Origin of the sequence: Butyrivibrio sp. NC2002 (assembly GCF_000702265.1) — a bacterium.
Lineage (GTDB): Bacteria > Bacillota > Clostridia > Lachnospirales > Lachnospiraceae > Butyrivibrio.
This window is the reverse complement of the sequence record NZ_JNKZ01000004.1, coordinates 317,601-332,997: the sequence shown is the minus strand read 5'-3', so window position 1 is coordinate 332,997 and position 15,397 is coordinate 317,601. Positions and strand designations below refer to the sequence as shown.

Here is a 15,397-nt window from a genome sequence, read left to right as displayed (position 1 = left end):
ATTCTATGCGTATATGATTTATTCATGAATCATATGGAAAGGAGTTCGTATATGGTAGGGGCAACTGTAAAACACATAAAGTTTGGGGAAGGAACAATTTTAAAGGAAGAAGATGGAAAGGTTTATGTGAAGTTTGGCGTTGATGAAAAGATTTTTCCATATTATTCATTTGAAAAGTTTTTCACATGTGATGATCCGAAAGTACAAGAAGAGATAACACATAAAGCGAATGCTCAAAAGGAACAGAAAGAGAAGGCTGAAGAAGATAAGAAAGCAGAAATCAAGAGGTTGGTAAATGAGAATGTGGTCAAGCGAGATATAAGGCGTACATCCAATTCTAATAAATATTCTTCCTGGATAAAATTTGAAGGACCTCAGAATGAAAATCAGCCCCATGAGATGGTGAGTGTTCAAGATAATGGCAAAACGCTCTATATTTTGAATTATGTGAAAAGACCTTCAGGAGTTCAGGATAATGCAGTAGTCTTTATGGCTGCTGGAATTCAAGACGATTATGGAAATGCACAACAATCAATAATCGGGAGAGGCATACTGTGTGGATATAGTAACGATGACACGGTAAAACCTGCGTGGATAGAGAAATATAGCTGGATGAGTCATTATCAATACTATTTGGTTTTGAAAGAGTTTGAATGCATCGATGCAGCTAGAAAAGATGGACTAATGCTAAACCAAGTTTTGGAAGCGGTTGGCGCAGATACTTATCCTTCATCAGAAGGACAAGATGTATCAATAGAAAAGTTACGAGGTAAACATACACAGAAGATGCATATGATGATTACTGATAGAGCCGTGGACTACATCAATACTGAGCTTGATAAATTGTTTAAAAAATTTGGTTCAAGGCAATATAGGTCTGAATGAATTTTGAAGTGTTAGAGGTTCGGGTAGAGCATTTCAGGTTGGAATATTACTATATAGAGTGATACTTGCTGCTTTAAGTCAGCTTATTTAGAGGCTATCTATGTTGTGAGTACTGGAGGTAGAAATATGGCCATTTCATTTAAATCAGCTAATAGAAAACAGGTTGGTATGACAGATATGAATTCTTGTCATGTGGATGATGACAAGTTCGAGATAAAGAATTATGTTCATGGACTTCGTGATTTTATAATGACATGTAATACTCCAATGACAATAGCAATTCAGGGTGACTGGGGAACTGGTAAGACCAGCATAATGGAAATGGTCATTGATGATATAAATGCGAGCCAGAATGATATGTGTGGAAATATTACCCCTGTAAAGTTCAATACATGGGAATATTCGCAATTTAACCTTGCTTCACAGCTCCCGATGATAATGATTGATGCACTCGTGAATCAGATTAAGGCAGAGGTTGCAAAAAGCCCAACAGGGGAAGATGTCCTCAAGAAACTAAAGGCGTATTCTGATAAAATAGGAGATTTTGTATCTGTTTTTGCTACCGTATCATTAAGTATGGTGACGAGAGGAATGGTTCAGCTGGATTCTGGCAATATAAAGTCTCTTTTGCCTAATGGAAGCGCCAATGGCATTAGTGAGCTAAAAAGTAATTTTTCTGAGGTAATATCGACTGTCGCATCGGGAGAGAAAGATAAAGTAGTTATATTTATTGATGATTTGGATAGGCTTGATCCAGCACTTGCTGTAGAGATACTTGAAGTTCTAAAGATATTTTTGGAGTCGCCTAAGTGTGTATTTGTATTGGCAATTGATTATTCAGTCGTGCAAAGGGGGGTAAAGGCCAAGTATGGAAAAGACTTTGACGATGAGAAGGGAAGAAATTTCTTTGATAAGATAATTCAGGTTCCATTCCAAGTGCCTGTAGGAAACTATGACCTCAAGAAATTCTTTGATTCATGCGTCGATGAGACTGAAATTGCAGAAGAACTCAAGAAGAAATCGGATAAGTTAATAACACTCATTGAGACATCTGTAGGGAAAAATCCACGCGCTATAAAAAGGCTGTTTAATGCATTACTTTTATTACAAATGGTGGATCGGAACAATGAGAAATCTACTGGTATATTCCAGGATGGTGACAAGTTGCAAATGCTTTTTGCTATGATGTGCCTTCAGCAAGCATGTCAACCGGTATATGATTATTTTTCACTAAATAAGGATGACATTGATGTAGATAAGTTTAATGTTTTGCTGTCGATGGATGTCGATCAGATAAATGATAGTCTGGACATAGAGGTAAAACCTGAGGAATTAGAGAAAATCAAGAGATTTATTCCAGAACTTAAGAATCTCATAGTGAGAAATGAAATTGTTTCGGATAGCGATCTTGCCATACTAAAAGATGTATTGGCATTATCTGTAATCACAGGAAATACGGACCCTGTAGCTGAAAAGAAAAAAGTTGCGCTTCCGGTTGATAGAAAAGACCTTAAACACATCAAGTATTCAGAGGAACAGGTAGATCATATCTTGAACTTGATTGATGGTATCATTGCAGATAACAAAGATGTGAACATAAAATATATCAATACCAAGAGTTATGGGCATGCTGAGTACCGTGTAAATAAAAAGAAGTTTATTGATGTGATATTCTATGATGATGATAGGGAGTGGGTTGAAATTGGTTGCATACCAACAAATGTACTCATTTGGGATAGACCTGATTTAAGTGCAATTTGTGAAAGTCGTTCTATTATGAAAGGCATATCATACTTTTACTCAAGAGGTATTTCTTTTAAGTATAAATTTGATGAAAAGGATGACAGTCAAGATGAGGATTTGATGATGTCGGTTAAGGCTTGTTTTGAGGACGTTATGGGGGAAGCAAAGCAGCATTGAATGCCAAAAAGTAAATGAATTATAATACGCATTAAATAATTTGCATTTGCTGGTCTCGACTCTAAGGTAGGGAAGAGATCAGCATTTTTAATATGAATGTTTATTTTATTCAAGAGACTACTATAATATTTGAAAATAATATTTAAAATATTCACAGATTATTTATTTTATCCCGGCATATATTAAATTATAATTTAATGGCAATTTGGAAACTTTACTGGCTAATTGTTGTAATTTGTTATTTATATGTTATGGAGGAAATATAATTGAAGAAAAAAATATGTGCTCTAATTTGCTGCGTAGTATTTACGTCAATTACTTTGGTTGCTTGCGGAAAAACAGAAACCATTAATAATGAAATGAAGGAGAAAGCAGAAGAAGCTGTTAAAGAGATGGCTGATGATGCTTTTTCTGAAGCAGATTCTCATGAGAATACTTCCGAAAAAGCGGTTTCTGAAGAACCTGTTGAGCCAGTAGATGAATTAAATAATCCAGATGCGGAATTGCTAAAAGAAGGGAATACAGTTACTGTAGGTGAAATCTGTGAAATAACCTTAGATTATACAGATATAACAGGCGATGTTATGCCTAAAAATCCGGCAAGTTTTTATACTCATTATGAAGCTGATGCGGGTAAGGCATATGTCGATGTTTGTGTGGCATATAAGAATACAGATACTTCTGCTATTACTGCAGATGATACGATGAAGGGAAGATTGGTTTATGCAGGTAAATATGAATATTCAGGTTTTTCCATGATAGAGGAAGATAATCGAGGGAATTTTACTTATTCGAATATTACCAGTATTTCTCCATTATCGACAGAGTATATTCACTATTTGTTTGAAGTCCCGGATGAGGTAAAAAATAGTGGAAAGGAAGTTGATGTTTATCTCACAGTTTCTGACAAAGAATATAAAGTTGAAGTAAATCAAGGTTCTGTTGATTCCAGTGAAGTGAAAGCTACGACCGAAGCTACTAATGTGGGGGGAACAGTTAATGATGGTGAAGCAATAACAACAAGTAATTCAGAGTTTAGTGTTGATTATTCTAACATAACTAACGATGTTATGCCCAAGAGCCCTGCCAACTTCTATTCTCATTATGAGGCGGATGCAGGAAAGGTGTATGTTGATTTCTGTATTGCATATAAGAATACTTCTGGAAGTAACATCGGAGCAGATAAGATTATGAGTGCATCATTAAAATATGCTGATAAATATGATTACACAGGTTTTTCCATGATAGAAGAAGACAATCGAGGGGATTTTACGTATTCAAATATAACAAGTGTAGCTCCACTTTCTACAGAATATATTCATTATCTCTTTGAAGTGCCAGAAGAAGTAAAGAATAGTTCTGAATCTATAGTAATAAGCTTTACTATAGATGGGTGTGATTTTGATTATACAGTAAGATAAGTACGGGAGAGTATTATAAAGAACCGTAATTAAGATAGATTCAAGATTGGAAGGCAGGCGAAGATACAATCTTGACGTTTAATTGTTCACAAAACATATCATCAGATAAGTTAAATTACTATTTGTTTGAATGAAATTGCAAATAATAGTAATTTGAGGATACTTAGAAAAAGGAAGGTTGTATATGGAAAAGGTATTTTATTGTCATGATTGTAATATCAGCTTTATTCAGGATGGAGATGGAATTTGTCCAAGATGTGGTAAAAAGGCTATTGTGCTACCTGTGTCTGTGGATCAATGGAATGCTTTAGATGAAGCGGGTAAAGAAAACGTTAAGCGAGCAGCATTCAATAATAGAGAGAGTAATTCTCAAGTAGCTATTTCCGCAGATAAAAAAGTAAGTGAAAATGGTAAAAAAACGGAGAGCATATCAAGGACTCTATATGTGGTAGCCGCTGTTATGTATATAATATGTTCGGCAATGCTTTATAAGGGATACGATAAACTGACAAATTATTACAATTCAGAAAACTATATCTCTTTAAATAAAAATGCATATGTTGGAGGAGATGCATATAATTACATTATCAATGGAACGTATGCTACAAGTTTTTTTGTTTTGGCAATGGGTTTTTTAATTACAGGAACACTTTTTATCTTAGGCGGAATATATTTCAAAAATAAAAAATGAATATCCAATAATATGGTCGGTTGCCGCAGATATGTATAATGTTTTCATACATGAAGCTGGAAACAAATAAAAAATATGCTGGCCTCACCCCAGTGAAAGGGAAAGAGATCAGCATATTTTTTATTTTAAAAACCTAGGTTGACACAAAACATAATAAACGATATCTTTAGGTCAGTAGCTACAACCTTATGGAAAGGAAACGAAAGCTGTGACGGAAAAGATGCCGGATAACAACGAAGTTGATGAGCTTTAGAGTAGTGTGTAAGTTAACTTAAAATTCATTTGATCAGCGTTATGTTAACAATTATACTTGGATTATAGATTTTCTTTTCTTACGAGGGTTAAGCATAATGCGTAATATAAATGAACTTATTGGAATCATTAAAGGGATAAACTTTGATGGTGTTATAAATGATCGAGAAGTGTTAAGATTGCAGGCATGGGCTGATACAAATAGGAACCTTGCTTATGATCATGATCAGATTGAGCTGATTAGATTAGTTGATTCTGTGTTAGAAGATCATATTATTGATGATGATGAGCGCGACATTCTTTTGAGTAAATCAGAAGAATTCCTTAAGGAAACTGGGGATGATTCTGGGAGTATTTATGAATTAAACGGTATTATTGAGGGGATCGTATGCGATGGAGAAGTAAACGATGCAGAAGTGCGACATCTTAATGAATGGATGGATAAGCATGGGAAAATAGTGCGGAAGAATAAAGCTAGTAAAAAGCTATGCATGTTGGTTGAAGATATACTTGAAGATGGCATAGTGACTGAGGAAGAGCAGCAGTGCCTTCTTGATATGCTTTCAGAAAGGATAAGAATTTCTCAGTTTGAATCTAAGCTAGATTATTTGTGTCGGTTGGTAAAGGAAAAAAAGAATATAGGTGTCGATTTGATAGACATCCTTGACAATGAATCGGCGATGCAGAAAATACACAGCAGAGCCGAGGAACAGCTTTTGTATGCATTAAAAATAGGAAGCACATTTATTATAAACAATGAAATAATTGTGATTTCATTGGTATTAATTGCGATGCTTGAATATGATGGAAACTACTATGAAAACGTTCGAGCCATATACTCAGAGGCTTATAGATATTATTCGGAGCAGAAAGTCGAAGGAACAATTCGTTCAATTTTAAGCAGGTACAAGAAAAATAGTGATTCTGGTAGTAGAACCAGGATTATAAATGTTGCACTTGAAAATGCTATAGTTCCAAAAGCATTTTTGGCAGCTTTTTTTGAGTTTATATTTGATATTTATAAGCTGAATTTTGATTATGATCTTCCTAAGGAACCATATGATGAATTTATGTTCGTTTATGAAGGTCTTAGAAATAATATGTTATCAGACGGTGATGATATTTCTCTTAATGTCACGCAAAAAACCTATAAGTTGACTGCTGCAACAAAGCAACTGATCAGGCAGGAGACTGGTTTGGATGCACTAATAAAGCTAAGCATTTTGATTGTTACAATAATTGATAAAAGATTCTGGAATAAAGAAGTACGTGTATTTAATCCCTATTTAAAGGAAGGCTATGAAAAGTGGGAGAGACTGTTAAAGGGCACAGATAAGAAAGAACGCTCTACAAAGCATGAAATGTCTGAACTGCGTTCAAAATGGGAACCAAGATTCGAATTTATCAATAATGTTGTTTATCTTATTCCGCCTATACATAAGGTGAAGGCACAATATGATTATCGGGATATTTCTGTAGTGGTTTTAAATGGTGACGAGGAATTATATAGGGATAATGACTGCTTCATCAAAGAGATAATTGGTGGGTATCAAGTTAGTCCAGACAAGATTATGATAAAAAAACCGTTATCAAAAATGGTTTACAAACTTATTGCCGGGGATGAAATTATTTATGACAGTAAAAAGACTCTTTTCAGAGAGTTTATTGTCTTTGATGAGTTTGGCAAGGAAATAAAAAATAATACAGATTATGAAGGACCTGCATATTTCTGCTTTAATGGCATTGCTGACCTAATGGTTAAAAGCAGAGAAGATTTCTTTAACATTGGATATAAACTTGTCAGAGTTGGAGACTGTATAGGAATTGGAAATGATGTCTTTAACTTTTCATCTATGGTGAAACCAGGCATTTTTGGACAGTTACACAAGAATTGTTTTATCTGTGATAAATCAGTAAGGTTATCAGTTTATAAAACTGTTGATACATTATTGTTCGAAGCAGATAATGCTTCCGACAAATTTGAAGTTGTTATCAATGGGAAAGGATATAAGCTTAATGATTATGAATTAAAAAAGACATACAAAGATTCTACAACAAAGTATGTGGTTAAGTTAAATAATCTGGATGAAAGCGGGATTTATACAGTAGAAGTTAATCAATTTGTTAGTGGTAAAAAGAAACATATTTTACAAGAAAGGTTGGCTTATGATCCGGGCTTGGAGTATTGTGCTAACCCTATAGATGATACATCAATGCTTATCAGTGTTTCTTCTGGGCTAATGAAAGAAAAGGTTGCTTTGGATATACCTATATCACAATTTAGTGATGATTGTATTAGTTTTTCTTATGAAGGGAGTGATTACTATTATTTATTGCCTTTTAATTTAGGCATTTACAAGCTGGATGAAAAGAATTTCAAGACAGTAGATTCTGAATTATGGATAGAGGATATTTCATTGGATTCAGAGTTGACTATATACGATTCAGAGTGTGATGGGGTACTTGTTTATGCTGATAATGGGTCTTTATTGGAAGATAACATTGAAGTAAAAGATTTTGGCGCGTATAAAACGATAAGGATCGGTTTCATAAATTCATATAAAACGGAAAACACCTATGTTCTTGTGGTTTTGACATCTGAAGGAAGAAAAAAGTATTCATTAGCCTGTTACAATAAGTGTGTTATGGATACAGATAAAACCGATGTTATATTTTCAGACTATCCAAGGCAACTGAGGGTTACACCTTTTTACCATGGTGGCAACGGAGTATTCTATGAAGTTAAAAACGCTGAAGGAGAGAAAATATATCAGAGTGGTATTTTGCGCAGTGGACAGACTGATGTAATCGAAAAAATAAAATCTTTCGAGGACTATACTATAAGTTTTCATGAAAAAACAAAAGTACTCATGCTGAGAAAGAACACTCAATTATATGAGATGAATAAATTCTTCTTTGCAAAATCGGATTTTTCTCGTCGAACATTTAAAATTGTGGATGCATATTTTAATCACTTTGATAAATATAGAGGAGAGTTTGTCGAGAAGGTTTACCATTTTTCGAAGGCATACTTATATATTGAAGGTACACGCGTTGACGGGAAGTTAAAGGGGCGTATATTTGTAAAAACTATGCGTGGAGAGTGGTTCCTAGATGGAATCAATCCGGTTGAAGTAGAACTTTGTAGCGATATTATTGATAATACCATAGATGTTTATATTACAAATAATGGGGATGGATTATTATTGGATTTTGAAAAGCATGGAATATTGAATTCACTTGAGAATCCGACTGCACCAGATATTTTCCTTTATACAATTGATGTGAAAGGAGACTACCAAATATGAAAAAGCTAAATCCTATTGAACGGTCGCAATATATAAATAAAGAGTACAAAGAATATCTGAAATCATCATTTGAATTTGGAAAAAATGACTTGCAAAAGTTGTTTGTGGGACAGCTTGAAAGGGAAAAGCTTTTTAAAGGCCCATATGTGGACATGAGTTATCCCTTTGAAAGAGGGAAGAACATAGATGAACTCATAGATGAAGGCGTTATATGTAAATCGTTCCATAAGCTTAAGGATATAAATTTTACAAGACCATTGTATAAACACCAGGAAGAGGCACTAAGGCTGATTGGGTCAGGAAGAAGTGCGATTGTGACTACTGGTACAGGTTCAGGAAAAACGGAGTGTTTTCTATATCCTATATTAAACAAATTGCTTCAGGATTTGGAAGCAGGCAATAGGGATGTGGGAATACGTGCTATTTTTCTGTATCCGATGAATGCATTGGTCAATGATCAGATTGATCGTATAAGGAAAATTCTTTCTGATTGTCCGGAGATAACTTTCGGCTTTTTTACCGGAGAAACGCCTGAGAATGCTTCAGCAAATTATCGAAAAAAGCTCGGAGAAGAAAATGATGTTTTTATAACGGATAATGAATTAGTATCAAGATCTGAAATAAGAGAAAATCCACCACATCTCCTATTCACGAATTACTCTATGCTGGAGTATTTGCTTATTAGACCGAATGACTATTCATTGTTTATTCCTGAGCGGCTTAACAATTGGAAATATGTCGTTTTGGACGAGGCTCATTCATACAGCGGATCTCTTGGTATTGAGCTGTCTTTACTTCTTAGACGACTTACAGGGCTTGCTATCAAAAAACCACAGTTTATTCTTACAAGTGCGACATTAGGGGTACAAGGGAAATCCGAAAATGATATAGTTCGTTTTGCACATAACCTTACTTCTGTTGAGTATGATGTTAGTGATATTATTTTTTCATCCAGAATACCACTAAATAATAAGCCAGAATATAGGGTGGCTGGCAACGATTATAGTCAGATTAAGGCATACACTGCAAATGTAGATGCGGTTAAGGAGATAGCTAAAAAGTACTATAAAGGCAGTAGCACGGATATAAAGGAACTGCTGTATGAATTACTTTCAAGTGATGAAAATGTGCATGATATAAGCAGATTGCTGGGAAAAGGAAGTAAGAGTTTTGATGATCTTCATGATGCATTAAGCAAAAATATTACTCAAGATCAACTCATTGCTCTGATTGATTTGATTAATTATGCGGAAAAGAATGGGATTGGTCTGTTTGATTTGAAATATCATTCTTTTGTACGCCCTCTTTCTGGCGCCTACATAACATATGGTAAAAATCCCAAACTTAGTCTTACAAAGACAAATGAGATTGATGGAATGAAGGCATTTGAAATAGGAAACTGCAGATATTGCAATTCTCCATATATCATAGGGAAGATTCAAAGAAAAGAAGATGACCAGTTGGAATACCTTTTGCAGAATAAAGAAATAGATATCTACGAAAATTACGGAAATGAAGAATTTGTGAGAATAGACTATTTCCTATTGCAGAATGCAATTAATGAGGAAGAAGTTGAAAGTGATCAGATAGAGCCATATTCAGTATGTGCAAAGTGCGGTGAAATTCACATGGCACAGAATTTGAATGCAAAAAAATGCAAATGCGGAGAAGAATACAGATTCACAGTTTATAAGGTATTACAAGGGAAAGAAAGCGGAGAGGATATAATATACAACAATATATCTCAATGTCCATGTTGCGGGCATAAAGGAAAATCTGGTGTAGTCAAGGCGCTAAATATTGGTAAGGATGAGGGTACTGCGCTTATAGCTCAGATGTTGTATGAAGCAATTGATGAAGGTGAGAGCGAGAAAAAGACAACAAAAAAACTATCATTAAAGCCAATAAGTGCTCCATTGGGATCAGAAGAGAAAAAAATCAAACAATACCTTGAATTTTCAGACAGCCGTCAGCAGGCTAGTTTTGCAGCGGTATTTTTCGACAGCAATCATGTTCGTATGCTCCGTAAACGTTTGATTTGGGAAGTGATAACAAAGCATAATTACGCGGAGTTGAATGTGGATGAACTGACGGCGTATTTGGAAGATATTATTAGTAGAGGAGAATTATTCTCAAATACACTTACATCTCATAAGAATGCCTGGGCGGCGGTATTAGTTGACCTTTTGAGGATTGACGGTGCTTATGATGGTGAAGGGTTGGGATTATACTACTTCGATTTAGATATTAAAAGCATGCTTGATGAGCTTGAGGATAATGATATAGCGGAAGCTTTTGACGGATGTAACATGACTAAGGAAAAACTGTACACATTTATGCAGGTTGCCTTTGGCGTTTTTAAGACTACACCAGCTATAAGTTATGTTAAGTCAACGCTTACTCCAGAAGAGAAAAAGGATATTTTGGAATATAGAAGGTTTTCAAATTATGTGACACTTAGCAATCCTAAAAAGGCAAAGAAGGGAGAATCGGAGGATCAGACCTTTAATGGCATCAGGAGTTTTTTGCCGGTATCAGGTGAAACAAATATGGTTGTAAGATATACCATGAAGGCATTTGGTATAGATTCAGAGAAGGCCAAGAATGCACTTGAGCTTATTTTTAATCTTCTGATACAGACGATTGAATTGGCAGGATCCGATAAGTTTGTGATAAAACATGAAAAAAAAGACGCATATCAGTTAGATGCTAGTCATTATATAGTAAGAAATTATAAAACTTCCAAATTTTACCAATGTAGTAAATGCGGAAGATTAACCCCCTACAATATAAATAATAAGTGCGTACAAGATAAGTGCATGGGTGAACTGAAAGAAGTTGATCCTGATGAGGCATTAGCAACGAATTATTATCGACAGCAATATAAAAATAAGAAAATTGAAAAAATAGTTATAAAAGAGCACACTGCTCAATTAGAGAGGAAGCAAGCTAAGCAATATCAGATTGATTTTAAAAATAAAAAAATAAATATCCTTAGCTGTTCAACTACATTTGAAATGGGTATAGATATTGGTGGGTTAGAGACTGTTTTTATGCGTAATGTTCCACCTACTCCTGCTAATTATGTGCAAAGAGCTGGTCGCGCAGGAAGAAGAAAGGATAGCTCTGCTTATATACTTACATACTGTGGAACTGGCTCACACGATTATACATATTTCTCGGAGCCAGAAAAAATGATTTCGGGAATTATAAATCCACCATATTTTAATGTGGTAAATAAAAAAATAATAGTAAGACATTTAATGGCTACAAGTCTGGGATATTTCTTCAGAATGTATCCGGAGTACTTTAAGACAGTGGATGCGCTTGTAATAAGTGGTGGTGGAATTGACAAATTTAAGGATTATATGAAGTCGCGCCCAAAGGACTTGAATGATTACATAAATAAGAAAATTCTCCCTGAGCCAATATATGAGGAATATAGAAATTTCAAATGGTTAGACGAAATGGGTGGTGAAGATGAAAAAATGACTCATTTTGTTGAAACCATTTTGGAAATGTTAAATGAGTTTGAGCAGGCAAAAAAAGAGGCCATTGCAAAACAAGCACAGGGAGATGCGCAAGCAAGTCGAAATGTTACTTATTTTATGAATCAAATCAAGAATCTACAGCAGGAAGATGTAATTAAGTGTCTTTCAAAATACTGTGTTATTCCCAAATATGGTTTTCCAGTTGATGTAGTTGATTTGCAGATCTATGATAATGGAACTCCTGTAAATAAGTATGACTTGAGTCGTGACTTAAAAATTGCAATATCGGAATATGCACCGGATTCAGAGATAATTGTTGACGGGAATAAATACACATCGAAGTATATAACACTGAAAAAGCAATCCGAGTTCATAAAAAATTGGTTTGTAGCATGCCCGACTTGCAAAAGGATAAATGTCTTTTTAAATAAAGGTGATAATACCGAATGTAAGTACTGTGGACAATCAATATCTACATCCATTGCAGAATACTATATAGAGCCGACTAATGGATTCAAGAGTGGGATGACAAAAGAAAGTACCCGAATTAAGCCTAAGCGCTCTTATGCGGGTGAAGTTTCCTATGTAGGAAACGGAAAGACCGATGAAACAAGACTTATATTAGGCAATGCTTTAGGTGTCGAAACAAGCAGTGAAGATGAGTTGTTAGTTCTGAATAAGTCAGGCTTCTATATGTGTCCAGATTGTGGATATAGTGATCTTGTAAAGCGAGGAGGTAATTCTCCTACAAGATTGAAGAAACATAAGAACTTTAAACAGTATGATTGCCCAAATGATGAACTTGGCTACTTAAGGCTAGGGCATAAGTTTCAAACTGATGTAGCTAGATTCACGATCCCCATTTTGGACACAAGAGATAAAATAGGATATCCGCAAGCTCTATCGTTTCTTTATGCATTTTTGGAAGGGGTAAGCCTTGCACTTGGTATTGAGCGTAATGATATAGATGGTGTTTTGGATTTAAATCGTGAATGGCAAAGCTATGACATTATCTTATATGATAATGTGCCAGGTGGAGCGGGACATGTTAAGCGACTTTTGAATAGGGATGCAGTTGTGAATTCGTTAAAGGCAGGGTTGGACAAGGTTAGTAAACCATGCTGCGATGAAAACACTTCATGCTATAACTGTCTTCGAAATTACTATAATCAGTCGTATCATAATAAGCTTCAGAGAAAGCTGGCCATTGATGCCATAAAGCGCTTGTTATTTGAAATTGGTAATTCATCAGAGACTTTTCAAAAAGAACAGTGGCATTTTAATGGCAAGCAAGCTAAAAACAAACTAATGAAGGTTGTTCTTGGATCAGATGGAAGAAATCCTGGTAACGAGACAGCTGATGAAATATGGTCAGATCTTTTGGATGATTGTTTTGAGCAATCAGAGATAGATCTTATTGAGAAATTGAAGAACAATAGTCCTGAGATCATAAGCAGACCATACTATAACAAGACTGTGAAAATTGAAGAGACAGATGAAGAATTACTTGTAAATTTATTATGGGAAGAGAAAAAAACAATGCTTTTCCTTGATGATGCATATGATGATTATTTGAAGGCAGAAAAAACAGGTTGGAACGTATTCTGTACAAAGGATGGTTTCGATACTGATGAACTGCTTGGTAAGGTGAGTTTGTAATGGCAAAAATGATTCCGGATATTCCTAAAGAATTTGATCCTCGAAGCCATGAGGGAATTATGTTTGAGGAATTAAATAATCTTTCAGAGGAATACTATGTTTTTCATTCATTTCAAGTAATTACAATTAAGGGCAATGTTATAACAGAAAGCGAAACGGATTTTGTCATTTTTCATCCCAAAAAGGGGCTATTATGCCTTGAAGCAAAGGCAGGACAAGTGAAGTTCGAAAATGGCTATTGGCAGTACGGTAGTGGAAAAAGGATGAAGCATGATGGACCATACATCCAGGCAAATAGGAATAAATGGAATCTTAGTGATTATATGAATGAACATGGACTGGAATATGAAAACGAGCACTGTAAGAAGTTGCATGCTGTTTGGTTTCCGGATGTTCCTTTAGATAACTTTAAGGGGAAACACCTGCCTGGTGATGGAGATATTAGTATAACACTGACTTCGGATTCGTTTGGGCATATTGAGGAATGTATAGACAGAATATTCGAATACGACGGACAAGACAGAAGGACAACATGCCTATCAGAAAAAGATGTAAAGAGAATATTAGATAGGGTGTTGGCGCCGTCATTTAGCTTGATTTCCTTACAGGAAGTTGAGAAAGAGCGTACAAAAAATGTTTTTAAGAGAATGCTGAAAGAGCAGGTAGCTTTATTAAATTACTTAGAAGATCAGAATACTGCAATCATAAATGGCTTGGCAGGAACAGGTAAGACAGTTATGGCTATAGAAAAAGCGAGGCGTCATTCTGAAAATAATGAGGATGTGCTATTTCTTTGCTATAATGCCTTTTTAAAGGATCATTTGAAAGAGGCTTATCCGTATTCTCATGTTCATTACTATACAATAGATGGCTTGGCATGCAAATTATGCGAAACAAATCACCCGGATTATACTTTACTCAAGAAGAAACTGGAAGATATGTATTATGAAGGAACTTTTCCATATAAGCATGTGATCATTGATGAAGGGCAGGACTTTGGCAAGTCTGATTTGGAAGAAGAAAAAATAATAGAGTATCTTAAGGACAATGCTATTGATGACGAGAAGCGGGGAGGAACATTTTATCTTTTTTATGATAAAAATCAGTTAATTCAGGCGGATAGTGTTCCAGCTTATATTGCTGATGCAGACTGTAAACTGACACTTTTTAGGAATTGTAGAAATACGGAAAACATTGCGCTAACTTCGCTTCGACTTCTTGGTTCTGATAAAAGTCCTAAACTATTGCCAGATGCGGTTATGGGTGACATTCCTGAATTTGCTTTTATGACTGAAGTTGAAGATACGGTTTCGTTCCTAAATAGTGAGATTGATAAATATTTGGATTATGGGTATTCAAGCATAACGGTTTTGACTTGTAAAACGGAAGAAACCAGTATTATTGCAGATTATTGTGATGGCTCAAAGTATAAATATAAAAGGGGTTATGTGAAGTTTACAACATGTAGAAAGTTCAAGGGGCTTGAATCTGATGTTGTAATTGTAGTTGATATTGATAAGAATTCATTCGATTCTGTAGGGGAACAAATTATGTACGTTGGTACTTCTAGAGCCAGATATAAGCTGGATTGTATTCTTAACATGACTGAAGAAGAATGCATAGAGGTTATGGAAGATAAAAATATGAAGTATAATAGGAATATATATAAATCTTTTGCAACTGATTTCAATGCAAAATATGTGAAAATGTAGATTGAATTCGTATCTGGGAGTAAAGAAAAGTAATTAGGGGGGCACGAGCTCCCCTTTT

At 35.0% G+C, this 15,397-nt stretch carries 7 protein-coding genes; all 7 read left to right on the top strand.

The window, feature by feature from the left end; all coding sequences use genetic code 11:
• The first annotated feature begins 51 nt into the window (after positions 1-51).
• Positions 52-885, top strand: a complete 834-nt coding sequence (locus T543_RS01595; protein ID WP_035765026.1) for a hypothetical protein — start codon at positions 52-54, stop codon at positions 883-885.
• Between the two features lie 126 nt (positions 886-1,011).
• The gene (locus T543_RS14940) at positions 1,012-2,805 is read left to right on the top strand and encodes a KAP family P-loop NTPase fold protein (RefSeq protein WP_051638454.1); all 1,794 of its coding nucleotides are present in this window, start codon (positions 1,012-1,014) and stop codon (positions 2,803-2,805) included.
• Between the two features lie 266 nt (positions 2,806-3,071).
• Complete coding sequence (locus T543_RS01585; protein ID WP_035765023.1) at positions 3,072-4,226, top strand: hypothetical protein; 1,155 nt, start codon at positions 3,072-3,074, stop codon at positions 4,224-4,226.
• 184 nt (positions 4,227-4,410) lie between these two features.
• The gene (locus tag T543_RS15995; protein ID WP_197023908.1) at positions 4,411-4,917 is read left to right on the top strand and encodes a hypothetical protein; all 507 of its coding nucleotides are present in this window, start codon (positions 4,411-4,413) and stop codon (positions 4,915-4,917) included.
• Positions 4,918-5,267: 350 nt separating this feature from the next.
• Positions 5,268-8,477: a hypothetical protein gene (locus tag T543_RS01575; RefSeq protein WP_035765020.1), complete on the top strand. Its 3,210-nt coding sequence runs from the start codon at positions 5,268-5,270 to the stop codon at positions 8,475-8,477.
• Positions 8,474-13,627: a DEAD/DEAH box helicase gene (locus T543_RS01570; protein WP_035765017.1), complete on the top strand. Its 5,154-nt coding sequence runs from the start codon at positions 8,474-8,476 to the stop codon at positions 13,625-13,627. Before T543_RS01575 ends, T543_RS01570 begins: the two co-directional genes overlap by 4 nt.
• Entirely contained in the window at positions 13,627-15,339 is a 1,713-nt protein-coding gene (locus tag T543_RS01565) for an NERD domain-containing protein (protein WP_035765015.1), read from the top strand. Before T543_RS01570 ends, T543_RS01565 begins: the two co-directional genes overlap by 1 nt.
• The last annotated feature ends 58 nt before the right edge of the window (positions 15,340-15,397 follow it).